At 72.3% G+C, this 23,466-nt stretch carries 24 protein-coding genes; 11 read left to right on the top strand and 13 right to left on the bottom strand.

Annotated features, from left to right (window positions below; genetic code table 11):
* Positions 1-85 precede the first annotated feature (85 nt).
* Complete coding sequence (locus ABZS40_RS17450) at positions 86-649, top strand: hypothetical protein (protein WP_354944272.1); 564 nt, start codon at positions 86-88, stop codon at positions 647-649.
* Between the two features lie 513 nt (positions 650-1,162).
* Here ABZS40_RS17450 and ABZS40_RS17455 read toward each other — a convergent pair.
* The 3 genes from ABZS40_RS17455 to groES form a co-directional block, all read right to left on the bottom strand.
* Positions 1,163-2,884, bottom strand: coding sequence for a molybdopterin-dependent oxidoreductase (locus tag ABZS40_RS17455; RefSeq protein WP_354944273.1), 1,722 nt, complete (start codon positions 2,882-2,884; stop codon positions 1,163-1,165).
* Between the two features lie 137 nt (positions 2,885-3,021).
* Positions 3,022-4,662 carry a chaperonin GroEL gene (groL, locus tag ABZS40_RS17460; protein ID WP_354944274.1) on the bottom strand — a complete coding sequence of 547 codons (1,641 nt, stop codon included), beginning with the start codon at positions 4,660-4,662 and terminating at the stop codon, positions 3,022-3,024.
* A 70-nt stretch (positions 4,663-4,732) separates the two neighbouring features.
* A complete protein-coding gene (gene groES / locus ABZS40_RS17465; protein WP_184178593.1) occupies positions 4,733-5,047 on the bottom strand; it encodes a co-chaperone GroES in 315 nt (104 codons plus the stop codon).
* 258 nt (positions 5,048-5,305) lie between these two features.
* On the opposite strand from groES, the gene ABZS40_RS17470 reads away from it, so the two are divergent.
* The 7 genes from ABZS40_RS17470 (at position 5,306) to ABZS40_RS17500 (ending at position 12,344) form a co-directional block, all read left to right on the top strand.
* Positions 5,306-6,502, top strand: coding sequence for a methyltransferase domain-containing protein (locus ABZS40_RS17470; RefSeq protein ID WP_354944275.1), 1,197 nt, complete (start codon positions 5,306-5,308; stop codon positions 6,500-6,502).
* A gap of 178 nt (positions 6,503-6,680) precedes the next feature.
* Entirely contained in the window at positions 6,681-7,766 is a 1,086-nt protein-coding gene (locus ABZS40_RS17475; RefSeq protein ID WP_354944276.1) for a substrate-binding domain-containing protein, read from the top strand.
* A gap of 114 nt (positions 7,767-7,880) precedes the next feature.
* A complete protein-coding gene (locus ABZS40_RS17480; RefSeq protein WP_354944277.1) occupies positions 7,881-8,699 on the top strand; it encodes an ATP-binding cassette domain-containing protein in 819 nt (272 codons plus the stop codon).
* Positions 8,696-9,958, top strand: a complete 1,263-nt coding sequence (locus tag ABZS40_RS17485; protein WP_354944278.1) for an ABC transporter permease — start codon at positions 8,696-8,698, stop codon at positions 9,956-9,958. Before ABZS40_RS17480 ends, ABZS40_RS17485 begins: the two co-directional genes overlap by 4 nt.
* Before the next feature lie 22 nt (positions 9,959-9,980).
* A complete protein-coding gene (locus ABZS40_RS17490; protein WP_354944279.1) occupies positions 9,981-11,162 on the top strand; it encodes an ROK family protein in 1,182 nt (393 codons plus the stop codon).
* Positions 11,163-11,181: 19 nt separating this feature from the next.
* Positions 11,182-11,478 carry a DUF1707 domain-containing protein gene (locus tag ABZS40_RS17495; protein ID WP_354944280.1) on the top strand — a complete coding sequence of 99 codons (297 nt, stop codon included), beginning with the start codon at positions 11,182-11,184 and terminating at the stop codon, positions 11,476-11,478.
* 125 nt (positions 11,479-11,603) lie between these two features.
* Entirely contained in the window at positions 11,604-12,344 is a 741-nt protein-coding gene (locus ABZS40_RS17500; RefSeq protein ID WP_354944281.1) for a DUF4142 domain-containing protein, read from the top strand.
* 33 nt (positions 12,345-12,377) lie between these two features.
* On the opposite strand, the gene ABZS40_RS17505 is transcribed toward ABZS40_RS17500, so the two are convergent.
* Genes ABZS40_RS17505 through tsaB form a run of 4 tightly spaced genes read right to left on the bottom strand, consistent with a single transcriptional unit; the run spans position 12,378 to position 14,842 of the window.
* A complete protein-coding gene (locus ABZS40_RS17505; protein ID WP_354944342.1) occupies positions 12,378-12,632 on the bottom strand; it encodes a hypothetical protein in 255 nt (84 codons plus the stop codon).
* A 14-nt stretch (positions 12,633-12,646) separates the two neighbouring features.
* Positions 12,647-13,693, bottom strand: a complete 1,047-nt coding sequence (gene tsaD / locus ABZS40_RS17510) for a tRNA (adenosine(37)-N6)-threonylcarbamoyltransferase complex transferase subunit TsaD (protein WP_354944282.1) — start codon at positions 13,691-13,693, stop codon at positions 12,647-12,649.
* Entirely contained in the window at positions 13,686-14,168 is a 483-nt protein-coding gene (gene rimI, locus ABZS40_RS17515; protein WP_354944283.1) for a ribosomal protein S18-alanine N-acetyltransferase, read from the bottom strand. Before rimI ends, tsaD begins: the two co-directional genes overlap by 8 nt.
* Positions 14,165-14,842 carry a tRNA (adenosine(37)-N6)-threonylcarbamoyltransferase complex dimerization subunit type 1 TsaB gene (gene tsaB / locus ABZS40_RS17520; RefSeq protein ID WP_354944284.1) on the bottom strand — a complete coding sequence of 226 codons (678 nt, stop codon included), beginning with the start codon at positions 14,840-14,842 and terminating at the stop codon, positions 14,165-14,167. Before tsaB ends, rimI begins: the two co-directional genes overlap by 4 nt.
* Before the next feature lie 329 nt (positions 14,843-15,171).
* Here tsaB and ABZS40_RS17525 point away from each other — a divergent pair, with 329 nt between their 5' ends.
* Positions 15,172-15,876 carry a helix-turn-helix transcriptional regulator gene (locus ABZS40_RS17525; RefSeq protein ID WP_354944285.1) on the top strand — a complete coding sequence of 235 codons (705 nt, stop codon included), beginning with the start codon at positions 15,172-15,174 and terminating at the stop codon, positions 15,874-15,876.
* Positions 15,877-15,956: 80 nt separating this feature from the next.
* Here the strand turns inward: ABZS40_RS17525 and ung are convergent, their stop codons facing one another.
* From ung to ABZS40_RS17555, 6 genes are all read right to left on the bottom strand, one after another.
* Positions 15,957-16,658: a uracil-DNA glycosylase gene (gene ung / locus ABZS40_RS17530; RefSeq protein ID WP_354944286.1), complete on the bottom strand. Its 702-nt coding sequence runs from the start codon at positions 16,656-16,658 to the stop codon at positions 15,957-15,959.
* 65 nt (positions 16,659-16,723) lie between these two features.
* Complete coding sequence (gene tsaE, locus ABZS40_RS17535) at positions 16,724-17,206, bottom strand: tRNA (adenosine(37)-N6)-threonylcarbamoyltransferase complex ATPase subunit type 1 TsaE (RefSeq protein ID WP_238687793.1); 483 nt, start codon at positions 17,204-17,206, stop codon at positions 16,724-16,726.
* Entirely contained in the window at positions 17,203-18,306 is a 1,104-nt protein-coding gene (locus tag ABZS40_RS17540; RefSeq protein WP_354944287.1) for an alpha/beta hydrolase, read from the bottom strand. The genes tsaE and ABZS40_RS17540 overlap by 4 nt, the downstream gene beginning before the upstream one ends.
* A complete protein-coding gene (gene alr, locus ABZS40_RS17545) occupies positions 18,303-19,421 on the bottom strand; it encodes an alanine racemase (RefSeq protein WP_354944288.1) in 1,119 nt (372 codons plus the stop codon). Before alr ends, ABZS40_RS17540 begins: the two co-directional genes overlap by 4 nt.
* Positions 19,422-19,510: 89 nt before the next feature.
* Entirely contained in the window at positions 19,511-20,980 is a 1,470-nt protein-coding gene (locus ABZS40_RS17550) for an NAD(P)H-hydrate dehydratase (protein ID WP_354944289.1), read from the bottom strand.
* Positions 20,981-21,035: 55 nt separating this feature from the next.
* Positions 21,036-21,404 carry a holo-ACP synthase gene (locus ABZS40_RS17555; RefSeq protein WP_091403516.1) on the bottom strand — a complete coding sequence of 123 codons (369 nt, stop codon included), beginning with the start codon at positions 21,402-21,404 and terminating at the stop codon, positions 21,036-21,038.
* A 174-nt stretch (positions 21,405-21,578) separates the two neighbouring features.
* On the opposite strand from ABZS40_RS17555, the gene ABZS40_RS17560 reads away from it, so the two are divergent.
* Both ABZS40_RS17560 and ABZS40_RS17565 read left to right on the top strand, forming a co-directional pair.
* The gene (locus tag ABZS40_RS17560) at positions 21,579-21,875 is read left to right on the top strand and encodes a hypothetical protein (RefSeq protein WP_354944290.1); all 297 of its coding nucleotides are present in this window, start codon (positions 21,579-21,581) and stop codon (positions 21,873-21,875) included.
* The gene (locus tag ABZS40_RS17565; RefSeq protein ID WP_354944291.1) at positions 21,872-23,464 is read left to right on the top strand and encodes an alpha/beta hydrolase; all 1,593 of its coding nucleotides are present in this window, start codon (positions 21,872-21,874) and stop codon (positions 23,462-23,464) included. Before ABZS40_RS17560 ends, ABZS40_RS17565 begins: the two co-directional genes overlap by 4 nt.
* Positions 23,465-23,466 lie beyond the last annotated feature (2 nt).

Genomic DNA, 23,466 nt, shown 5'->3' on the forward strand with positions numbered 1-23,466 from the left:
TGCAGCGCCGGACGAGGTGCTCACACCCTGCCGCCGCCCCCCTCTTGGCGGTTCGGGTGTTCTACCCCCGAAGGAGCTACCCCTGATGAACACGATCTTCCGTAAGAGCATGCTGTCCGTTGCTGGTCTCGCGTTCGCCGGTGGTGTGTTCGCCGGCCCGATCGCCGCCCACGCCGCCACCCCGACCGACGGCAAGCCCGTCGCCGTGACCGTGCAGCAGTCGGCGGCGAAGCCGCAGGGCGACCAGTCCCACATCACCGTCAACGACGAGCAGGCCGCGAACGTGAAGGCGATCATCGCCGCGACGAAGAAGGCCGGCCTGCCCGAGCGGGCCGCGGTCATCTCGATCGCGACGAGCCTGCAGGAGTCCAAGCTGGAGAACCTCGGCCACCTCGGCGACATGAACGACCACGACTCGCTGGGCCTGTTCCAGCAGCGCCCGAGCTCGGGTTGGGGCACGCCGGAGCAGATCACGGACCCCGCCTACTCGACGACCGCGTTCCTGAAGGGCCTCAAGCAGGTTGACGGGTGGCAGGACATGCCGCTGACCGACGCGGCGCAGACGGTGCAGGTGTCGGCCTACCCGGACGCCTACGCCCAGTGGGAGCAGCAGGCCAACGACCTCGTCGCCCAGCACTGGAACAGCTGACCCCCCGCACCACCCGCACCTGAGCACCACCACACGACAAGCACCACCGCAGAACGGCAACACCAGAACCACAGCCGCTGGCCGGCACCCGCAACCCCGGGGTGCCGGCCAGCGGCATCTCCGTGTCACAAAACCCGTAGATCTTGGACACTTTCCGTTCGCGCAGAACGGAAAGTGTCCAAGATCTACGTGCATGGTCTGAGGTATCACCGGTTAGTCAGCCGGCCAGCCGATTCAAAGGACAGTCGCGGAACCCGCAAGGCAGGTCGCGGAGACAGCCGACCGACCCGCAAGCGCACGGCGCGCCCGCTCACCAACGAGCAGGGCAGGGCAGGTCGCCGCACCGACCCGCAGCGCACGGCCCGGACACCGCCCACCGACACGCGGGGCAGGGTGCCGACACCGCCCACCGACACGCGGGGGCAGGGTGCCGGCGCCGACCAGCGACGTGGCAGAGCACCTCGCGGACACGGGTCACGGACCCAGCCCGGGCGGGCTACTTCGTGTCGTGGATTAGCGGACGGTGACGGTGATCGTGTGCCAGCCGGTGGCGCCGTCCGGGACGACGTCCTGCGTACGTTCGGTCTGGGTCTCACCTGTCGCGTCAGTCGCGCGGACCTGGAGCCGGTGTTCGCCCGGTGTGGCGTCCCAGCGCCAGGACCATTGCACCCAGGTGTCTACCGACACGGTCGGGGCCAGCGCGGCTTCCTGCCACTGGCCGTCGTCGACGCGTACCTCGACTCGACGGATGCCCCGGTGTTGCGCCCAGGCCACTCCGGCGACGGTCACCGGTCCGGTGGTCAGCCGGTTACGCCCCCGGGGCGTGTCGATCCGCGACTGGGTCTTGATCGGCCCCTGGGGGGACCAGCCGCGCGGCACCCAGTACGCGTCGAAGTCGGCGAACCGGGTCAGCTCCAGTTCGGTCACCCACTTGCAGGCCGACACGTAGCCGTAGAGGCCCGGCACCACCACCCGGACCGGGAAGCCGTGTTCGACCGGCAGCGGCTCGCCGTTCATTCCGACGGCCAGCAGGGCGTCCCGTCCGTCGCGCAGCGCGGCGGTGGGGGTGCCGCAGGTCCAGCCGTCGACCGACCGGCCGACGACCTGGTCGGCGTCGTCGTCCGGCTCGACCTCGTCCAGCAGTTCCCGCAGGGGTACGCCGAGCCACAGGGCATTGCCGATCAGGTCCCCGCCCACCTCGTTGGAGACGCAGGCCAGCGTGACGTACCGCTCGACCAGCGGTCGGGCCAGCAGATCCGCGTAGCTGTAGGTGCGCTCCCTGCCGACCCGTCCGTGGATCCGCAGTCGCCAGGTGTCCGGGTCGACCTGGGGCACCACCAGCGCCGTGTCGATCCGGTAGAACCCGAAGTTCGGGCTGACGTACGGCGCGAGCTGGGTCAACGAGAGGTCCGCGCCCGCCGGCACGGCCGGTGCGGGGGCGACCGGCGCGGGCAGGCGGATCGCCTCGCGGGCAGCGGACACGCCGCGCCGCCCCGCCAGCCACCGTCCACCGAGACCGGCCACCACGGCCGTGCCGAGCAGCACTCCGCTGCCGGTGAGGAACCGCCGCCGCGACTCCGGGTCCACTTCGGCAGGCCCGACCGGTTCGACAGCCGCCGTCGGCCCGGCGGGTGACACCGGCACCGGCCCGGCGGGAGACACCGGCACCGGACCAACCGGCGACCCCGGACCAACCGTCGACCCCGGACCAACCGGCGACCCCGGACCAGCGGACGACACCGGACCGGCCGGCGATACAGGACGAGCGGGCGGCGTGGGTGGTGACCAGGACCAGGGGTCCAGCTCAAGCGGTCCGCCGATGAACAGCCAGAGCACCAGGGCGCCGAGAGCGGCGCCGACCAGGGACGGCAGCGCGTCGGCGACGTCAGCGCCGGAGCGGGTCAACGCGGCAGCAACACCGATGGCGCCGAACGCGGCGATGCCGGCCAGGCCGAGTGCCAGCCGGCGGATCGCCAGTACGCCGAGGAGGGCGGCGAAGCCTCCCAGCAACACTGCCGTGCCGACCAGCAGCGCGATCTTGTCGGCGGTGCCGAAGAGGTCGATGGCGAGTTGCTTCAGCGACTCGGGGACGGCGTCGACGATGACCCCGCCGACCGCTACCAGGGGCGCCGACCGGGGGCCGGTCAACACCGCGACCGGTTCGGCGATCCCGATCGCGACGGCGGCGGCGGTGATTCCGGCCAGCGCGGCGTACCGCCGTGACGTGGTGCTCATCGGCCCAGTGTGCGCGATCATCTCGCCCGGTCGCCACAACGTCAGCGTTCGGTAATGACTGACCTACCAGCCGGAGAGAACGAGCCGGGGCGCGCCGCCGTACGGCGGTGCGCCCCGGAACGGGTGTCGCTACCGGATCAGAAGCCCGGGCCGTGCTGGTGACCGTGACCGTGGCCGTGCCCGCCGGCGGCGGCCGGGTCGGCCTGCTCCGGCTTCTCCACCACGAGGCTCTCCGTGGTGAGCAGCAGACCGGCGATCGAGGCGGCGTTGGTGACCGCGTTGCGGGTCACCTTCACCGGGTCGATGATGCCGGCCTTGACCAGGTCGACGTACTCACCCTTGGCGGCGTCGAGGCCGTTGCCCCACTTGAGGTCGGCGACCTTCTGCGTCACGACGTAGCCGTCGTGACCGGCGTTCTGGGCGATCCAGCGCAGCGGCTCGACGAGCGCCTTGCGCACGACCGAGACGCCGACCTTCTCGTCACCGGTGAAGCCCAGGTCGTCGTCGAGCACCGAGAGGATCTGCACCAGGGCGGCGCCGCCGCCGGGCACAGTGCCCTCCTCGACAGCAGCCTTGGTCGCCGCGATGGCGTCCTCGATGCGGTGCTTGCGCTCCTTCATCTCGACCTCGGTCGCCGCGCCAGCCTTGATGACGGCGATGCCACCGGAGAGCTTCGCCAGCCGCTCGGCCAGCTTCTCCCGGTCCCAGTCGGAGTCGGAGGCCTCGATCTCCTTGCGGATCTGGGACACCCGGTCGGTGACGTCGGCCTTCTGGCCGCCACCGTCGACGATCGTGGTGTTCTCCTTGTCGACCACGACGCGCCGGGCGGTGCCGAGCACCTCCAGGCCGACCTGGTCGAGCTTGTAGCCCAGCTCCGGGGCGACCAGCTCGGCGCCCGTGGAGATCGCGATGTCCTGGAGCATCGCCTTGCGCCGGTCACCGAAGCCCGGGGCCTTGACCGCGCAGACCTTGAGGGTCTTGCGCAGCGAGTTGACCACCAGGGTGGAGAGCGCCTGGCCGTCCACGTCCTCGGCGATGATCAGCAGGGGCTTGCTGTTCTGCAGGACCTTTTCCAGCAGCGGCAGCAGCTCCTCGATCGCCGAGATCTTCTGGGTGGTGACCAGGATGTACGCGTCCTCAAGGACGGACTCCTGACCCTCCAGGTCGGTGACGAAGTTCGGCGAGATGAAGCCCTTGTCGAACTGGAGACCCTCGGTCACGTCCAGCTCGGTGGTGAGCATCGAGCCCTCCTCGACGGTGATGACACCGTCGCGGCCGACCCGCTCCATCGCCTCGGCGATCAGGTCGCCGATCGTGGTGTCCTGCGCGGAGATCGTCGCCACGTTCGCGATCGACTCCTTGCTGGTGACCTCGGCGGCACGGCCGAGCAGCGCCTCGGAGACCTTGGCGGCCGCCGCGTCGATGCCCCGCTTGAGGCCGGCCGGGTTGGTCCCGGCGGTCACGTTGCGCAGACCCTCGCGAACCATCGCCTGGGCCAGCACGGTCGCGGTGGTGGTCCCGTCGCCGGCGACGTCGTTGGTCTTGGTCGCCACCTCCTTGACCAGCTGCGCGCCAAGGTTCTCGTACGGGTTGGTGAGCTCGATCTCCTTGGCGATGGTCACACCATCGTTGGTGATCGTGGGCGCACCGAATTTCTTGTCCAGGACGACGTTGCGCCCGCGCGGGCCGAGGGTGACCTTGACCACGTCCGCGAGGGCGTTGACACCGTGCTCCAGCAGGTGTCGGGCGTCGTCCGAGAAGCTCAGGATCTTCGCCATATATGTCCCTTCGAAGCGCCATTGCCCCGGCCCGGCGAGCCGGACCGGGGCAATGGAACTGATCGGTTGCTTACTTCTCGATGACCGCGAGGACGTCGCGGGCGGAGAGCACCAGGTACTCCTCGCCGGCGTACTTGACCTCGGTGCCGCCGTACTTCGAGTAGAGGACGGTGTCGCCGACCTGCACGTCAACCGGAACCCGGTTGCCGTTGTCGTCGATGCGCCCCGGGCCGACAGCGAGGACAGTGCCCTCCTGCGGCTTCTCCTTGGCGGTGTCGGGGATCACGATGCCCGACGCCGTGGTGGTCTCAGCCTCGTTCGCCTGGACCACGATGCGGTCCTCGAGCGGCTTGATCGCAACCTTGGTCGCGGTAGTCACGGGCATACCCTCCTGGGGCACTGGTTTCGTTGCTGGCCGGCGGGGCCGACCAGCGTCAATTGCCTCATGCCACCGGGCGGGGCCGTCGTCGCGGGTGCCGGTCCGCCTGGCGTGCGCACCCAGGTCGTGAGACCCGGAAGCTGGCACCCTCAGGGTGAGAGTGCTAATCGCAGGTTATTCCGTGGCTAGCACTCCGTCAAGGAGAGTGCCAGCGCGTCGCGCCCCGCCAGCCAGGATTTCCGGGTCGGCCGGGACAATGGACGTGTGGATCTCGATCAGCTGGCGGCGCTGCGTACCCCTGAGGGGTCGGCCGCGCTCACGGCGGCGGCCGACCTGGCCGGCGGTGATCCACTGGTCGCGGCGTCGGCGCTGCGTGCGACCGGGGTGCCGCCGACGTTGGCCGCTGCGGCCCTCACCCAGGCCGAGCTGCGCCACCGGGCGGTGGGCAAGTTCGGCCCGGCCGCCGCTGGGATGTTCCTCACCCGTCCCGGCCTGGAGCAGGCCACCCGCCGGGTGGTCGCCGACCGTCGGGCCGCCCGGCTGCACGCGGCCGGCGTGCGCACCCTGGCCGACCTCGGCTGTGGGCTCGGGGCCGACGCGCTGGCCGCCGCCCGTGCCGGCATCCGGGTGTACGGGGTGGAGGCCGACCCGGTGACCGCGGCGATGGCCGCCGCCAACGCCGAGGCGGCCGGCCTGGCCGAGCTGTTCACTGTCGAGTGCGGCGACGCGACAGGGTTCGACGTGTCAGGGGTCGACGGGGTCTTCTGCGATCCGGCCCGCCGCACCACCGGCACCGGGCGGCGGATCTTCGACCCGCGCGCCTACTCGCCACCGTGGGACTTCGTCACCGGGCTGGCCGAGCGGGTGCCGCGGACAGTGGTGAAGGTCGCGCCGGGCCTGGACCACGCGCTCATCCCGGCCGGCGCGGAGGCCGAGTGGGTCGGCGTGGACGGCGACCTGGTCGAGGCCGCGCTCTGGTGCGGCGAGCTTGCCGAGGTGCCCCGCCGCGCCACCCTCCACCGCCAGCGGGGTGTGGAGTCTCACCTCCACCAGCTCACCGGCTCGGGGGCCGCCGAGGCACCGGTCGGGCCGCCGCGCCGCTACCTGTACGACCCGGACCCGGCGGTGGTCCGTGCGCACCTCGTGGCGGAACTGGCCACCGAACTGGACGCCACCCTGGGCGATCCGAGCATCGCCTACCTCTACGCCGACCAGCCGACCCGCACCCCGTACGCGCGCTGCCTGGAGATCACCGACGTGCTGCCGTTCTCACTCAAGCGCCTGCGGGCGCTGCTGCGCGATCGGCGGGTGGGCCGGGTGGAGATCCTCAAGCGGGGTTCGGCGCTCACCCCGGAACAGCTCCGGCGTGACCTGCGGCTGGCTGGGGACGCGGCGGCGAGTCTGGTGCTCACCCGGGTCGACGGCGCACCGACGGTGCTGATCGGCCAGCCGGTCAACTAGCGTCGTCGTTACGTCGACTCCCCCGTGGAATACCCGGGGAGTAACAGTCGCGTTGCTGAATTGTTATCGCCCCCAACAAACTATGCACCTGCGCGGTCTTGTGGAGCCGGTGTGACGCGAAATACGTTGCCGGACACAACAAAACAACACCTCCCCCACCTCCGAAAGGACCCTGCACATGCGTAAGGGGATCCTCACCATCGCCGCCGTGGGCCTGCTCACGACCGGCGGCTTGACCGCCTGTGGCGACGACTCCGGCGACAAGGCCGCCTCCGCCAAGACTCCCAAGATCGGCGTGATCCTCCCGGACAGCAAGTCCTCGGCCCGCTGGGAAACGGCGGACCGTCGGTTCCTGGAGGAGGCGTTCAAGGCCGCCGGCGTCAAGTACGACATCCAGAACGCCCAGAACGACAAGAGCGCCTTCCAGACCATCGCCGACCAGATGATCACCGGCGGCGTGACCGCCCTGATGATCGTCAACCTGGACTCCGGCACCGGCAAGGCCGTGCTCGACAAGGCCAAGTCGCAGGGCGTCGCCACCATCGACTACGACCGGCTCACCCTCGGCGGCTCCGCCCAGTACTACGTCAGCTTCGACAACGAGACCGTCGGCAAGCTCCAGGGCGAGGGTCTGTCGAAGTGCCTGACCGAGAAGGGCGCCAAGAACCCCGTCGTGGCGTACCTGAACGGCTCCCCCACCGACAACAACGCCACCCTCTTCAAGGCCGGCTACGACTCGGTGCTCAAGCCGAAGTTCGACGCCAAGGAGTACGTCAAGGGCCCTGAGGACGCGGTGCCCGCGTGGGACAACGCGCAGGCCGCGACGATCTTCGAGCAGCAGCTCACCAAGGCCAACGGCAAGATCGACGGCGTGCTGGCCGCCAACGACGGTCTCGGCAACGCGGCCATCTCGATCCTGAAGAAGAACAAGCTCAACGGCAAGGTGCCGGTGACCGGGCAGGACGCCAGCACCGAGGGCCTGCAGAACATCCTCGCCGGTGACCAGTGCATGACCGTCTACAAGGCGGTCCGGGAAGAGGCGAAGGCCGCCTCCGACCTGGCCATCGCGCTCGCCAAGGGCGAGAAGAAGGACACCGGCCAGACGGTCAAGGACGGTGACCGGGACGTTCCCTCGGTGCTGCTCACCCCGAAGGCCATCTACAAGGAGAGCGTCAAGGACGTCATCGCCGACGGCTACGTGACCAAGGAAGAGGTCTGCACCGCGGCGTACACCAAGTTCTGCGCCGAAGCCGGCATCAGCTGACCGACGCCGCAGTACCCGCCGGAACGACCATCGCCGCCCGGCACGGGAGCACCCTCCCGTGCCGGGCGGCGCCCGCCGGACGGGCCCCGACCCTCCCTTAAGAAGGAGACCCCCGTGTCCGCGACCCCCCTGCTGGAACTCCGCGGGATCGACAAGAGCTTCGGTCCCGTCCAGGTGCTCCGCGACGTCGCCCTGACCGTCCACCCGGGCGAAGTGACCGCACTGGTCGGCGACAACGGCGCCGGCAAGTCGACCCTGGTGAAGTGCATCAGCGGCATCCACCCCACCGACGCCGGAGAGTTCCTGTTCAACGGTGGACCGGTGCACATCGGCAGCCCCCGCGACGCCGCCACGCTGGGCATCGAGGTCGTCTACCAGGACCTCGCGCTCTGCGACAACCTGGACATCGTGCAGAACATGTTCCTGGGCAGGGAGAAGCGCAGCGGCATCGTCCTCGACGAGCCGACAATGGAACAACTCGCCGCCGAAACGCTGGCAGGGCTCTCCATCCGCACCGTCACCTCACTGCGCCAGCACGTGTCCAGCCTCTCCGGCGGTCAACGCCAGACCGTTGCCATCGCCAAGGCGGTGCTGTGGAACAGCAAGCTCGTCATCCTGGACGAGCCGACCGCCGCGCTGGGCGTGGCACAGACCGCCCAGGTGCTCGAACTGGTCCGCCGCCTCGCCGACAACGGCCTGGCCGTGGTGCTCATCTCGCACAACATGAACGACGTCTTCGCCGTCTCCGACCGGATCGCCGCGCTGTACCTCGGCCAGATGGTCGCCCAGGTGAAGACCACCGACATCACCCACGCCCAGGTGGTCGAGCTGATCACCGCCGGGCGCTCGGGCGGGCTCGGCCTCGCCACCGACCCGGGCAGCAACGGCGACGGCCCGCAGGCGGCCGACTCGATCTCAGGAGGCGTCCGATGACCACCACCGCCGTGCGGAAGGACGGCCCCGCGGCCGTCACACCCCCGCCGACCGTCGGAGGCCACGTCCGCAACTACCTGAGTCGCGTACGCGGTGGCGACGTCGGCGCGCTGCCAGCCGTGCTCGGCCTGATCGTGCTCTGCACCGTCTTCGGGATCATGCGGCCGTCGTCGTTCCTGTCGGCCGGCAACTTCGCCAACCTCTTCACCCAGGGCGCGGCGGTCACGCTCATCGCGATGGGCCTGGTCTTCGTGCTGCTGCTCGGCGAGATCGACCTCTCCGCCGGCTTCGCCAGCGGCGTCTGCGCGGCGGTGCTGGCCAATGTGGTCACGGTGCTCGGCTACCCCTGGTGGGTCGCCGTGCTCGCCGCGGTCGCCACCGGTGTGGTCATCGGCACCACGCTCGGCATGCTCGTCGCGAAGATCGGCATTCCGTCCTTCGTGGTCACCCTCGCCGGCTTCCTCGCCTTCCAGGGCGTCGTGCTGCTGCTGGTCAAGGAGGGCACCAACATCGCCGTCCGCGACGACGTGCTGGTCGCCATCGCCAACCGCAACCTCGCCCCCACGCTGGGCTGGGCGCTGACCGCCCTCGCGGTCGTCGGCTACGGGGCGGTGCAACTGCTGCGCCACCGCACCCGGGTGGCCCGCGGCCTGATCACCGACCCGCTCGCGGTGGTGGCGCTGCGGATCGGCGGGCTCGCCGTCATCCTCGTCACCGCGGTGTACGTGCTCAACCTGGAGCGCAGCCGCAACGTCCTGATCAGCTCACTCAAGGGTGTGCCGATCGTGGTGCCGATCATCGCGGTGCTGCTGATCATCTGGACCTTCGTGCTTCAACGCACCAGCTACGGCCGGCACATCTACGCCGTGGGCGGCAACCGCGAAGCGGCCCGCCGGGCCGGCATCGGCGTCGACCGGATCCGGATCTCGGTCTTCGTGATCTGCTCGTCGATGGCCGCCATCGGTGGCATCGTGGCGGCCAGCCGGGCCAACTCGGTCGACCCGAACACCGGGGGCAGTAACGTACTGCTCTACGCGGTCGGTGCCGCGGTCATCGGCGGCACCAGCCTCTTCGGTGGCAAGGGCCGCGTCCTCGACGCCGTACTCGGCGGCGCGGTGGTCGCGGTCATCGAAAACGGAATGGGCCTGATGGGGTACGACGCGGGAGTCAAGTACGTGGTCACCGGCGCCGTGCTGCTACTCGCCGCCAGCGTCGACGCGCTCTCCCGCCGCCGCGCGGCAGCCACCGGCACCCGCTGACCGCGCGGGAGGTAGCACCAGCATGCGCCCAGGACCGAGCCAGGATGACGTCCGACGGCAGAACCTCGGGGCCCTGCTGCGACACGTGCACGTCCACGGGGCGACCACGCGTGCCGAACTGACCACCACGCTGGGCCTCAACCGCAGCACCATCGGCGCGCTCACCGCCGACCTGTCCGCAGTGGGGCTGGTCAGCGAAGGGGCACCGAAGGAGACCGGCCGGGCCGGACGACCGTCACTGGTCGTCCGGCCCGAGTCGGCCCGGGTCTACGCGTACGCGTACTCGGTGGAGGTGGACCGACTGCGCGCGGCCCGGATCGGGCTGGGTGGCGCGGTCCTGGACCGTCGGGATCTGGACCGGCCACGCGGGTTGCTGGCAGCGGAGGCCGCGCCGCTGCTGGCCGGCGCGGTCAAGGAGATGCAGCAACTGGTGCCGGCGGACGCGATCTGCGTTGGTGCCGGCGTCGCTGTGTGCGGCATGGTCCGCCGGAACGACGGCCTGGTCCGACTCAGCCCCACCACCGGTTGGGTGGACGAGCCGATCGGCGCGGCCCTGGCCGACGAGTTGGGCATCGACGTACCGATCACAGTGGGCAACGTGGCCGACGTCGCCGCGTTCGCCGAGCACGCACGAGGTGTGGCGGCGGGTTGCGACAACGTCCTCTACCTGTACGGCGACGTCGGCGTGGGTGCCGGCATCATCGCCGGCGGGCGCAGGCTGACCGGGCACGGTGGGTACGGCGGCGAGGTCGGCCACATGAAGGTGGTCCGTGACGGCAGGCCCTGTGAGTGCGGCTCCCGGGGCTGCTGGGAGACCGAGATCGGCGAGCGCGGCCTCCTGCGCGCCGCCGGACGCTCCGACGCCCGGGGCCGTGACGCGCTGCTGGAGGTCTTCGACGCGGCCGACCGCGGTGACGCCCGGGCCCAGACGGCGGTCCGCCAGGCCGGCGACTGGCTCGGCTTCGGGGTGGCCAACCTGGTGAACGTCTTCAACCCCGAGATGGTCATCTTCGGCGGGACCATGCGTGACCTCTACCTCGCGGCGGCGGCGCAGATCCGCAGCCGGCTCAACTCCAACGCGCTCGGCGCCTGCCTGGAACACGTCCGGCTGCGTACGCCGAAACTGGGTGCGGACGCGCCCCTGATCGGTGCCGCCGAACTGGCCTTCGAACGGCTCCTCGCCGACCCCCTCGACGTGGGCTGATCCGCGTACGCTGTCCGGCGTGGATGTCGAGCTGCGCGCCTCCGACGACGATCGCAACCGGGTGGTCGTCGCGCTGCACCAGCACACGGCGGCGGGCCGGCTGACGCTCGACGAATTCTCCGATCGGGCCGGTGCGGTGTGGACGGCGCGCACCCTCGGTGACCTGGCCGCGCTGACCCGCGATCTGCCGGCCCTGCCCAACCCGGTCGTCGACGCCAGCCCGGTCACGCGCGGGCGTCAGGAGTTGCTGATGGTCTTCGCCGCTGCGGCGCTCACCCTGCTGCTGCTCGGCGGCCTGCTCGCCGTCACCCGCTGATCCCTGTCGCTCCGCGATGAACTGATCGCGCGATCAGTCCGTACCAGTGGGCGGACGGGCAACCGGCAGGGTACGGCTGCCCGGTCCAGACGCGTTCCGGTCCGGACCGAGGAGGCACCACAGACATGGCACCGCTCAGATCCGCCCATCGCCGACTGGGCACCCGGACCCACCGAGCGGCGATGCTGCTCATCGCGGTCATCGCGGGGGTCGGTGTCCTGCCCGGCGTGGCCGTCGCCGCGCCCGCCGGTGGCCAGCAGCTCAACGCTGCCGACATGACACTGCTCAACGGGGTGCGGCTGGCCGGCCTGTGGGAGATGCCAGCCGGCCAGATGGCCGCCGAGAAGGGACAGTCGGCGAAGGTCCGGGAGATCGGCGCCGGCATCGCCAGCGAGCACCAGAAGCTCGACCAGCTCGTGGTCGACGCGGCCAACAAGTTGGGCGCGACGATCCCCAGCGAGCCGACCGCCGAGCAGAAGGGCTGGCTGGCCGAGATGCAGAAGGCGTCCGGCGCTCGGTTCGACCAGATCTTCGTCACCCGGCTCCGGGTCGCCCACGGCAAGATCTTCCCGGTGATCGGCGCGGTCCGCGCCAGCACCCGGGACGCCACCGTCCGCAAGCTCTGCGACGACTCCAACGGCTTCGTCATGCACCACATGCAGATGCTGGAGAGCACCGGCCTGGTCCGCTGGCCGGAGTTGCCGCCGGCCGCGCTGCCCGCCCCGGGTGAGGACGGGCTCCTGGCGGCCGCGGCCGCCAACTCCGGCCCGCAGGTCGGAGTCAGCAGCACCGTCGTCTGGCTGGTCTTCCTCGCCGCGCTGGGCACAGGCGGAATCGCCACCTACCGGATGTTGCGCCGCAGCTGACCAGTCAGCCGGCGGCCTGGATGGTGGCTCGCGTCAACGGTCTACCTGGGTGAAGTCCCAGGAGTGCGGGGCGCGGGCCACCAGCAGCGCTGGCGGGTCTGGCAGCGGGCGGGGGTTGCTGCGCCACTTGGACATCACCACCACCCGGTGGTCGGTGGAGGAGAAGACCTCGCTGGAGACGTGGAGCGGGTCGTGCTCCAACTCGGGCAGGGCGGTGTCGCACACCCAGGTGATCAGGTCGGCCACTCCGTACGCCTCGGCGCGCGCCTCCCACATCCGCACGATCATGTCCGCCGCTCCCGTCACACGCTGACCGTGGTCAACGGCAGTGCCGAGTCGGCTGGCAGGTCCAGTCGGCTCGGAGCGACCCCGGCGGCGACCAGGCGCGAACCGAGCGCGGCCACCATCGCGCCGTTGTCGGTGCACAGCTTCGGCCGGGGTACCCGGACCCGGATGCCGTACTTCTCGGCTCGCTGCTCGGCCATCGCCCGCAGCCGCGAGTTCGCCGCCACTCCCCCGCCGATGACCAGGGTCTCGATGCCCTGCGCGCGGCAGGCGGCCAGCGCCTTGCTGGTCAGGACGTCACAGACCGCCTCCTGGAAGGACGCGGCCACGTCGGCCACCGGCACCGGCTCACCGGCACGCTGGCGGGCCTCGACCCACCGGGCCACCGCCGTCTTCAGGCCCGAGAACGAGAAGTCGTACCGGTGGGCGGCGAGATCCTTCGCGGCGGTCAGACCGCGGGGGAAGGCGATCGAGGCGGCATCGCCGGCCCGGGCCTCCCGGTCGATGGGCGGACCACCAGGGAACGGCAACCCGAGCAGCCGGGCGACCTTGTCGAACGCCTCCCCGGCCGCGTCGTCGATGGTGGCGCCCAGCGGCGTGACGCCCCGGGCCAGGTCGTCGACGAGCAGGAGGGACGAGTGGCCGCCGGACACCAGGAGCGCGATGGCGGGTTCGGGCAGCGGGCCGTGCTCGAGGGTGTCCACCGCGACGTGGGCGGCGAGGTGGTTGACGCCGTAGATGGGTTTCTCGGCGGCGACCGCGTACCCCTTGGCGGCGGCGACGCCGACCAGCAACGCGCCGGCCAACCCCGGCCCGGAGGTGACGGCGATAGCGTCGATGTCGGCCAGTGTGACGCCGGCCTCGGTGAGTGCCCGGTCCATGGTCGGCACGATGGCCTCCAGGTGTGCCCGGCTGGCCACCTCCGGCACCACACCCCCGAACCGGGCGTGTTCCTCGACGCTGGAGGCGAGCGCGTCGGCCAGCAGGGTGTACCCCCGCACGATGCCGACGCCGGTCTCGTCGCAGGAGGTCTCGATACCCAGGATCAGTGGTTCGTCAGCCATGGTCGTGTGGTCCGTCCCCGGTCGGCTCGGCGTCGCGCCGCATGACCAGCGCGTCGGTGTTGCTCGGTTGGTAGTAGCCGCGCCGCACCCCGACCGGCTCGAAACCGTACGTCGCGTAGAGCCGCTGGGCTGCGGCGTTGTCCACGGCGACCTCCAGCAGGGTGCTGCGGGCGTCGCGCCGGACCGCCTCGGCGAGCAAGTCCTCCAGCAGGGTCCGGCCCACGCCGCGCCGCTGGGCGTCCCGGCGGACGGCGATGTTCTGCACCCACACCTCGTCGGGCGGGACGCCGGCGAGCCCGGCGTAGCCGAGCACCGAGCCGTCAGCGTCGACGGCGACACGGTAGTGGTGCCCGTTGGCGAGTTCGCTCCAGAACATGGCGGGCGACCACTTCTCAGCGCCGAAGAGGTCCGCCTCGATCGGCAGCACGTCGTCGATGTGCCACCAGCGGAACGGTTCGAGCCGTACCGCAGTCATGGCAGGACCGGTTTGCGGCCGATCGCCGCCACCGCGTCGGGGCGGCGCAGGTAGAGCGGGGTGAGCCGCTCACTTGACGCGCCCGCCCGGATCCGCTCGGCGGCGAGCAGAGCCAGCACTGTCGCGTCCGGGTAGCGGGGTTCGACCCGGACGGGCAGGTCCAGCACCTCGGCGTAGCGGTGCGCCCCGTCACCGACCGCGATCGTCGCGCCCAGTTCGCGGGCGCGCGCGGCGGCGACCGCCGGCGCGGACACCTCGGGCCCGACGATCCGCTGGCCGGCGCCGTCGTAGACGGCCCAGTAGAGCTCCTTGCGCCGGGCGTCGCTGGCAGCCAGGACCGGCGCGCCGGTCGCCGCCGGGTAACCGATGGCGTCCAGCGAACAGACGCCGTACGTCGGGATCCCGAGCACCTGCCCCATGGTCGCGGCGGTGACCAGGCCGACCCGCAGCCCGGTGAACGGCCCCGGGCCGAGCCCGGCGACGATGGCGGCCAGGTCACGTGGGCGCGCGTCAGCGTCAGCGAGGACCGCGTCCACCTGGGGCGCGAGCAGCTCACCGTGCGCGCGGGCGTCGACGGTGCACCGGTGCGCCCGCGACGCCACGCCGTCTGCCGAGACCTCCACCAGCGCCGCGGTGACCGCGGGGGTCGAGCTGTCCACCACGAGTACGAGCACGGTAAACCAGCCTAGCCGCCCCGCCCGGCGCCGCCGTCATGCCCCGCCCCGCCACGGCCTTCGCCCCGCCACGGGCTGCCCCGCCGCCGTAGCCCCAAGGTGCGGCCGGGCCAACCGCCTAGCCCTCGGACGAGCACTGGAGCCACATCCCCCAATGAGCGTGATGTCTGTGAATCATCACCATGACTCACAGACATCACGCTCATTCAAGTAAGGCCCACCATCCGCCGGGTCACGGGCCTGGCGATTCTCGGGGCCGGATCGGCGGCAAGTCGCCGATCTGCCGTAACGGGATCGCGGACGTCTCGCCCTTGGTCCACCCTGCCGGGATGCCATCCACTCGCCTTGTCACAGTTCTCGGCGCTGCCGTGCGGCAGCAACGACATCTGCGCGACCTGAGCCAGCGCCAGTTGGCCGCGCTGGCCGAGGTCGACCAGGCAGCGGTGGCCCGGTTCGAACGTGGTGAGCGAGCGCCGACGATCCCGGTGCTGGAACGGTTGCTCGCCGCGATGGATGTGCAGTTGGTCATCGGGGTCGAGCCGTTGGATGCGCACCTCGACGCCCGGATCGACGACCTGGCCGCCCAGCCCCTCGCGGAGCGGATCGACGGGCTGATTGTGAATCGGCTGCTGGATCGGCTCACCAACTTTCCTCAGGTGATCACCGGGTGTGCCGCGGCGCTGTTGCAGGGAGCGCCGGTGCCGGTAGACGCGCTGGAGATCGCCCTGCGCTGGCAGGACGCCAAACTCTTCACCCGCTGGCTGGAGGCGAACTACGGCCAGCGGTGGAACGCTAGCTGGGGTGAGTTCGGCGGGCTGTGGTTGGAGCCTGAGGAGCCGGGCGAACACTTCTGGTCGACCCGGTACGGAGAGATCAGGGCCACGATGTGCGACGAGCTGCCCGAGACGATCGAGGTGCGTCACGGTGGGCGGAGTTACCAGGTGGTGCCGCTCGTCGCGCTGGAACTGAGCGAGCCACGCGCCGCCGAGCTGTTGCGCCGCTACCGGGGCCGGCAGTCAGCCAGCGGAAGCTGAGCCAGCGCCGGTAGCGCCAACTGACGGACGCCGACGCCCGCTCAGGCCGCCAGGCAGGCAGCAGAACGTCGACGAGCGGCTCAGCCGGCGGTGCGCTCCCAGTCGATGGTGGGCAGGCCGGCGTCGGCGAGTGCCTTGTTGGCGGCGCTGAACGGGCGGCTACCGAGGAAGCCGCGCGGGTTCATCGGGCTGGGGTGACCCGCCTCCAGCACCACGTGCTGCGGATTGCTGACCAGCGCGGCCTTCTTGCGGGCGTAGCCACCCCAGAGCAGGAAGACCACCCGCTCCGGTGCCGCGTCCAGTGCCCGGATGGTCGCGTCGGTGAACTCTTCCCAGCCGGCGTTGGCGTGTGAGCCCGGGGTGGCCTGCCGGACGGTCAGCACCGCGTTGAGCAGCAGCACCCCCTGGGCGGCCCACCCGTCGAGGTTGCCGTTGCGCGGCTTGGGGACGCCCACGTCCTCGCCCAGCTCCTTGAAGACGTTGCGCAACGACGGCGGCACCGTCACACCGTCGCGGACGCTGAAGCTCAACCCGTGAGCCTGCCCGGCCCGGTGGTAGGGATCCTGCCCGAGGATGAGCACCCGGGTGCCCTGCGGCGGGCAGAGCCGGTATGCCGAGAACAGATCCTCCAGCGGCGGGAAGACCGTCTGCGTGGCGTATTCCCGGGCGACGAACTCGCCCAGCGCGGCGGTGCGTGCCGGGTCGAGGTGCGGGGCGAGCACGGTGCGCCACTGCTCCGGCAGCAGGGCCAGCAGATCCAGGGCGGGGGCGTCGTCGGGCATCAGGAACCTCTCACAGCGCGGGTCGGTCTCCCGCACTCTAGGCATCGGGTACGACAGCCGCCGACCTAGCCCAGGTCGGCGAGCCGCCGGGCCCAGTCGCCGCCGATCGGGTCCAGCTCGACGATGCGGGTGTCGTCGTCGCGGCGGTCGATGCGCACCCGCAGGTGCGCGTCCACCAACTGCTCCACCAGGCCCTCACCCCACTCCACCACTGTCACCGAGTCGTCCACCGACGCGTCGAGGTCGAGGTCGTCGATCTCGGCGCGCGGGTCGGTGGCGTCACCCAACCGGTAGGCGTCGGCGTGCACCAGCGCCACCCGGCCGCCCCGGGCCGGATCGGGGCGGTGCACCCGGGCGATCACGAAGGTCGGCGAGGTGATGTCCCCGAGCACACCGAGCCCGGCGCCGACGCCCTGGGTGAGCGCAGTCTTGCCGGCGCCCAACGGGCCGGTCAACAGCACCAGGTCGCCAGCGCGCAGCAGCCCGGCCAGCCGCCGGCCGAAGTCCCGAGTGTCCTCGACGGTAGGCAGCTTGACGACGTGACTCACCGTTCCTCCACGCTCTGCAATGACTTCAGGAACCGCGCCAGGGCGGCGTTGACCTCGTCCGCGTGCTCCAACATCACCACGTGACCGCTGTCCTTGATCTTCACGAACTCGGCGTGCGGCAACCGGCGGACGATCTCCTCGGAGTGGGTCACCGGCGTGATCATGTCCTTGTCGCCGACCACCACCAGCACCGGAGTCGCCGCCAGCGCCGCCAGCGCCGGGAAGCGCGAGTGGGTGGCCAGGGTGCGCAGGTAGCGGGTCACCGTGTCGGCCGACGTCCGGGAGTTCATCGTCTCCACGTAGGACACCAGCGACGGGCTGGGCTTGCGGGTGCCGAAGCCGTACTTGCGGGTCAGCAGCCAGGCCACGTTCGACGTCGACTTGCGGGCCTTGTCGATCACCGGCCCGCCGTACCGGGTGGCGTTGCTGACCATGTAGAGCACCGGGCCACCGACCCGGCCGAGCAGCGCGGGCGCGACCAACTTGGTCTCCGCGATGAGCCCGCCCGACGTGGCCATCAGAACGGTGCCCACCACCCGGTCGCCGAACAGCTCTCCGAACAGCTCGGCGAACGCCATGATGGTCATGCCGCCCATCGAGTGGCCGACCAGCACCAGCGGCCCGTCCGGGGCGGTTCGGTCGATCACCTGGCGCAGCGTGCGACCGAGCACGCCGAGGTCGTACTCCCCGGTCTCCAACCGCCCGGACCGGCCGTGGCCGGGCTGGTCGTACGACACGATCCGGTAGTCGCCGCGGGCGGCGAGCATCTGACGCTGGAAGTGGAACGTCCCCATGTCCAGGCAGAAGCCGTGCACCAGCACCACAGTCGGGCGCCCCGGCACCGGCCGGGTCGGCTCGACCACCTCGACGTGGATATCCGTGCCGTCCGGCAGTTCCAGGCGGAACGCCTCGTCGTACCGCTGCTGGTCGAACATCTCGTGCGCGTAGCGGTCGGCCGGGTCGGCCTTGAGCCGGCGGACCAGGGTCCGCTCGGTCGCGACGCCGGCCGCCAGACCCGCCGCGGCAACCCCCACCGCCGCGCCGACGATCCCCGCGACCCGGCCGGCGGCCGTCCGCGGGCGCGGAATGCGATAGCTCATGGTTTCTCGCCGTCGTAGACCCGGGGCACCCGCGTGCCGCCGAACCGGGTGACGATCTCGTAGTTGATCGTGCCGACCGCCTCGGCCCAGTCGTCAGCTGTCGGTTCGCCGTCGGCACCGCTGCCGAAGAGCGTCGCCACGTCGCCGTCGGCCACCGGGTCGTCGCCGCAGTCGAGGACGAACTGGTCCATGCAGACCCGCCCCGAGATCGTCCGGCGTACGCCGCCGAGCTGCACCGGACCGGTGTTGGACGCGTGCCGGGGGACTCCGTCGGCGTACCCGAGCGGCACCACGGCCAGGTTCGCGTCGGCTTCCGTCGTGTAGGCGTGCCCGTAGGAGATACCGGTGCCGGCGGGCACCCGCTTGGTGAGCATCACCCGGGCCCGGGCGGTCATCGCCGGCCGCAACCCGTACGTCTCGCCGGCCACCGGGGAGAGCCCGTAGATGGCCAGACCGGGGCGGACCAGGTCAAAGTGGGTGTCCGGGCGGGTGAGGGTGGCCGCCGAGTTGGCGAGGTGCCGCCAGCGCGGTCGCAGCCCGGCCCGCTCGACCATGGCCAGCCCCTCGTGGAAGACGGCCAGCTGACGGTCGGTGGTGGGGTGGCCGGGCGAGTCCGCGTACACGAAGTGGCTCCACACGCCGACGACCTCGACCAGGCCGTCGGCCTGCGCCTTCGCGGCGGCGTCCAGCAGCGCGGGCCAGTCGGCGACTGTCGCACCGCCCCGGGACAGCCCCGTATCGATCTTGAGGTGCAGGCGGGCGGGACGCCCGGCGAGGCGGCTCGCCTCGATCATCTCGTCCAGTTGCGCCAGGCTGGCCGCGCCCAGGTCAACCCCGGCGGTGACCCCCTCGTGCAGCGGCAACCCGGGGGCGAGAAGCCAGGCCAGCACCGGCACCGTCACCCCGGCCCGCCGCAGGGTGAGCGCCTCGTCGAGGGTGCAGACACCGAGCCAGTCGGCGCCGGCGTCGAGCGCGGCGCGGGCGGCCGGAAGCATGCCGTGGCCGTACCCGTCGGCCTTCACCACCGCCATCAACTCGGCGGTGGTGCCGGAGCGGAGCCTGCTCACGTTCTCGCGGATGGCGTCAAGATCGACGCGTACCTCGGCCTGCCACATGCGTTCAGCCTACTTTCCGCCGTGATCACCGCGGGCGGCGACGCACGCCCCGACGCGGTGATCCGGTCATCGCACCCGAAGCGCCCCGTTCAGCCCAGCCGGGCCAGCACCGGACGCAGGGCGGTCGCCACGTCGGGCGCGGTCACCGGCCCACCCCGGGCCGCCTCCCGTCCGGCGAGCCCGTGCAGGTACGCGGCCGAGGCGGCGGCCCGATCGGCGGGCACCCCGGCCGCCAGCAGCGAGCCGAGCAGCCCGGACAACACGTCGCCGGTGCCGCCGGTGGCCAGCGCCGGGGTGCCGGTCGGGTTGACGTACGCCCGACCGTCCGGCGTGCCGATCACCGTGCGGTCGCCCTTGAGCAGCACCACCGCGTTCATCCAGGCGGCCAGCCGCAGCGCGGCGCCGACCCGGTCGGCGCCCGGCTCCTCCCCGCAGAGACGGGTGAACTCCCGGTCGTGCGGGGTGACCACGATGGGCGCGTCACGACCCCGTAGCCGGTCGGCGAGCGAGCCGTCCACCAGCAGGGTCAGCGCGTCGGCGTCGAGCACCACCGGCACCGGGGCGGCCAGTACGGCGCGCAGCTCGGCCGCCGCGTCGGCGCCGGTGCCCAGCCCGGAGCCGCAGACCCAGGCCTGCACCCGGCCCGCGTCGGCGACCCGCCCACTGGCGATCACCGACGGGTGCTGGTGCAGCACCTCGGCGCGGGCGCTGCCGGCGTAGCGGACCAGGCCGGTCGGCCCGGCCAGGGCGCCGCCCACGGAGAGCACCGCCGCGCCGGGGTAGGTCGCCGAGCCGGTCGCCACCCCGACCACGCCCCGGGTGTACTTCTCCGACGCCGGGCCCAGCTGGGGCCACCAGTCGACCAGGTCGGACCACTCGGTGACCCGCAGCGCCGGAGTGCCACGCAGCCACGGCCGCAGCCCGATGTCGACCAACTCGACCTGCCCGGCCAGCGCGGCGGCCGGTCCGACGACCAGGGCGGGCTTCAGCGCGCCGAAGGCCACCGTCACGTCGGCGCGGACGGCGGTGGGCCGGCCGGACGCGGACAGCGGCACGTTGCCGGTGTCGACAGCGACCCCGCTGGGCACGTCGACCGCCAGCACCGTGGCCCGTTCCCCGTCGCGTCCGCGCAGGTCGCCGACGCGCTGGACCACCTCGTCCGCGTTCGCCCGTAGCCCGCCGGTGCCACCGATGCCGACGATGCCGTCGAGGACCAGGTCGACCGGGCCGGCCGGATCCGGCACCAGCCGGCCGCCAGCGGCTCGCAGCGCGGCCAGGCCGGCGGCGTGCGCCCGCCCGGGGGTGAGCAGCAGGGCGGACACCTGGACACCTCGGCGGGCCAACCGCTCCCCCGCGTACAGCGCGTCGCCGCCGTTGTCACCCGAGCCGACCAGCAGCAGCACCCGGCCCCCGTAGACGCCGCCCCGCTCGGCGAGTAGGAGCGCGGCGCGGCGGGCCAGACCGGCGGCGGCACGCTGCATCAGCGTCCCGTCCGGCAGCGTGCCCATCAGCCCCGCCTCGGCCGCCCGTACGTCGGCCACCCGCCACACCGATCTCATGCCACCGTGTCCCATTCCGTTAGCGGGCGAACCTGACCGGCCCTCCCGACCGACGTCATCGTTCCGCGACCACCATCGCCGACGCGATCCCGCCGTCGTGCGACAACGAGAGATGCCAGTGGTTGACCCCCCGTGCGTCGGCCACCGCCGCGACAGTGCCGGAGACGGCCAGCCAGGGGCGGCCATCCGGGTCGGGCACGATCTCGCAGTCGTGCCAGTTGAGCCCCGCCGGAGCGCCGAGCGCCTTGGCCACCGCCTCCTTGGCGGCGAACCGGGCGGCGAGCGACTCGGGCGAGCGCGGGCTGCCGGAGCGGGTGTGCCGCTCGGCCTCGGTGAACAGCCGGTCGGCGAGCAGCGGCGTCCGTGCCAGGGCCCGGGCGAACCGGTCGACCAAGACGACGTCGATGCCGACAGCGACGATCACCACTCCACCCTACCGGCGGTCGAGGCCGCAGATTAGCCGTCGGGCTCGCGCTGGGCAACGCCTGTGGACACCCCGGGGTACGCCTCGACGTCGGCTGTCCACAGGGCACCGCGCGACCTCCGGTACGCGCCTAGCGTCGGCGCGTCGATGCCGATCGTCCACGGGGGTGTGGTCATGACCGACGAGCCGTTCGCCGTCCAACCGGAGGAGTTGCGGGCGGTCGCCGTCCTGCTCGACGACGAGGCGCGCCGGTTGGCGTTGGGCCTCGCGGGGCTGCCCGGGCTGGTGGTGGCGGCGCCCGAGTGGCGGGCGGGCGTGGCCCTGGCCGGGTTGGAGGCCGCCGGGCACGCCTGGTTCTGCCGGTTGGGTGCCCGGGTCGCGGCGACCTCCGGCGGGGTCCGGGGGGCGGCCGAGGCGTACGAGACGGTCGACGACCGGGCCGCCGGCCGGTTCGCAGCCCTGCCCCGATGAGCAGCGTCGGCTACCGACAATTGTGGGCTGCCGATCCGGACGGGTGGCGGGCCGCCGGGGCGGCGTGGGCGGGGTTGGTCGGGCCGCTCGATCGTCGCGTGGGCGGGCTGCGCGCGGCCGGCGGGCGGTTGCGGGGCGGTTGGTCGGGTGTGGCAGCGACGGCGGCGGACACTCGGCTCGCCGGTCTGCGTGACGAGCTGACCTCGATCGCACCCGCGCTGATCGAGGTCGACCAGGTGCTGGCCGAGTTGGCCGGTGGGCTGGCGGTGGCGAAGGCGCGGCTCTCCCAGGCGGTCGCCCAGGCGGAGGCGGCCGGCCTGCTGGTGGACCGTTCGGGCGGGGTGCGGGTCGATCCCGCCACGGTTCGGCCGACCGAGCGGGCCGGGGTGGCCGCGGCTGGGGTGGCCGCGGCCCTGCGGGCCGCGCTCGACGGGGCAGCCGCCGCGGACCGGGTCGCCGCCGACCGGTTGGATGACCTGGCGAGGGCCGCCGGTGCCGGCTGGGCGTCCCCGCCCCCGCCGGGCCGACCGGCCCTCGGTGCCGCGCCCGCGCTGGTCAGCGCCTGGTGGTCCGGGTTGACCCCGGCGCAGCGTCGGTGGCTGATCGGGCACGAGCCGGCCCTGGTCGGCCGGTTGGACGGGCTGCCGGTGGCCGCCCGCGACCAGGCCAACCGGTTACGGCTCGACGCCTGGCGTGCGGAGCTGCTGGTTGAGCGGCGACGGCTGCTGTCCCGGGTGCCGCCGGGGCCGCTCGCGTCGATCCGGTTGCGCGGGGTGGCCGGCCGGTTGGCCGGCCTGGACGCGCTGGTCGGGCGGCTGACGGCCGGCGGGGCGCCGCGGGCGTACCTGCTCGGGTTGGATCCGGCGGGTGAGGGTCGGGTGGTGGTGGCGCTCGGCGACCCGGACCACGCCGATCGGGTGCTGACCTACGTGCCGGGGATGACCGCCGGCCTGGACGACGCCCCCGGCGAGCTGGGCAGAGCGGCCCGGGTGCTGGAGCGGTGCGCCGCGCTCGCCCCGGGTGAGCGCAGCGCGGCGGTGCTCTGGTTGGACTACGACGCTCCGGATCTGCTGACCGAGGCCGCCTCGGCGGGTCAGGCCCGGGACGCCGGGCCGGCGTTGCACCGCTTCCAGGAGGGGCTGCGCGTCAGCCACGACGGGCCGCCGGCCCGGCAGACGGTGCTCGGGCACAGCTACGGGTCGCTGGTGGTGGGGGTGGCCGCCCGGGAGCACGGGTTGGCCGCCGACGCGCTGGTCTTCGTCGGCTCCCCCGGTGTCGGTGCGTCGCACGCCCCCGAGCTGGGCGTGCCACCCGGGGAGGTCTGGGCGAGCAGCGCCCCCGACGACGTGATCCGCGCCGCCCGCCCGGCGGACGAGCTGGGCCGACGCGCCCTGCTCGGCGCGGCGCCACTGGCCGCCGTGCTGGGCTGGCCCGACCGCACCGGGCACGAGCTGTGGTTCGGGCACGACCCGTCGCACCCGGGGTTCGGCGGTCGGGTCTTCGGCAGTGGGCGAGGTGGGCACACCGGTTACTGGGACCCGGGCAATCCCGCGCTGGACGGGATGGCCCGGGTCGTGCTGGGCCGCTGAGG

Source organism: Micromonospora sp. NPDC005324, assembly GCF_040607155.1.
GTDB lineage: Bacteria > Actinomycetota > Actinomycetes > Mycobacteriales > Micromonosporaceae > Micromonospora > Micromonospora trifolii.

Bases quoted from the DNA above. Each gene is read 5' to 3' on its own strand.
- ABZS40_RS17450 (WP_354944272.1), top strand. From the start codon at position 86: ATGAACACGATCTTCCGTAAGAGCATGCTGTCCGTTGCTGGTCTCGCG.
- ABZS40_RS17455 (WP_354944273.1), bottom strand. From the start codon at position 2,884: ATGAGCACCACGTCACGGCGGTACGCCGCGCTGGCCGGAATCACCGCC.
- groL (WP_354944274.1), bottom strand. From the start codon at position 4,662: ATGGCGAAGATCCTGAGCTTCTCGGACGACGCCCGACACCTGCTGGAG.
- groES (WP_184178593.1), bottom strand. From the start codon at position 5,047: ATGCCCGTGACTACCGCGACCAAGGTTGCGATCAAGCCGCTCGAGGAC.
- ABZS40_RS17475 (WP_354944276.1), top strand. From the start codon at position 6,681: ATGCGTAAGGGGATCCTCACCATCGCCGCCGTGGGCCTGCTCACGACC.
- ABZS40_RS17485 (WP_354944278.1), top strand. From the start codon at position 8,696: ATGACCACCACCGCCGTGCGGAAGGACGGCCCCGCGGCCGTCACACCC.
- ABZS40_RS17490 (WP_354944279.1), top strand. From the start codon at position 9,981: ATGCGCCCAGGACCGAGCCAGGATGACGTCCGACGGCAGAACCTCGGG.
- ABZS40_RS17500 (WP_354944281.1), top strand. From the start codon at position 11,604: ATGGCACCGCTCAGATCCGCCCATCGCCGACTGGGCACCCGGACCCAC.
- ABZS40_RS17505 (WP_354944342.1), bottom strand. From the start codon at position 12,632: ATGATCGTGCGGATGTGGGAGGCGCGCGCCGAGGCGTACGGAGTGGCC.
- tsaD (WP_354944282.1), bottom strand. From the start codon at position 13,693: ATGGCTGACGAACCACTGATCCTGGGTATCGAGACCTCCTGCGACGAG.
- rimI (WP_354944283.1), bottom strand. From the start codon at position 14,168: ATGACTGCGGTACGGCTCGAACCGTTCCGCTGGTGGCACATCGACGAC.
- ABZS40_RS17525 (WP_354944285.1), top strand. From the start codon at position 15,172: ATGCCATCCACTCGCCTTGTCACAGTTCTCGGCGCTGCCGTGCGGCAG.
- ung (WP_354944286.1), bottom strand. From the start codon at position 16,658: ATGCCCGACGACGCCCCCGCCCTGGATCTGCTGGCCCTGCTGCCGGAG.
- ABZS40_RS17540 (WP_354944287.1), bottom strand. From the start codon at position 18,306: ATGAGCTATCGCATTCCGCGCCCGCGGACGGCCGCCGGCCGGGTCGCG.
- alr (WP_354944288.1), bottom strand. From the start codon at position 19,421: ATGTGGCAGGCCGAGGTACGCGTCGATCTTGACGCCATCCGCGAGAAC.
- ABZS40_RS17550 (WP_354944289.1), bottom strand. From the start codon at position 20,980: ATGAGATCGGTGTGGCGGGTGGCCGACGTACGGGCGGCCGAGGCGGGG.
- ABZS40_RS17560 (WP_354944290.1), top strand. From the start codon at position 21,579: ATGACCGACGAGCCGTTCGCCGTCCAACCGGAGGAGTTGCGGGCGGTC.
- ABZS40_RS17565 (WP_354944291.1), top strand. From the start codon at position 21,872: ATGAGCAGCGTCGGCTACCGACAATTGTGGGCTGCCGATCCGGACGGG.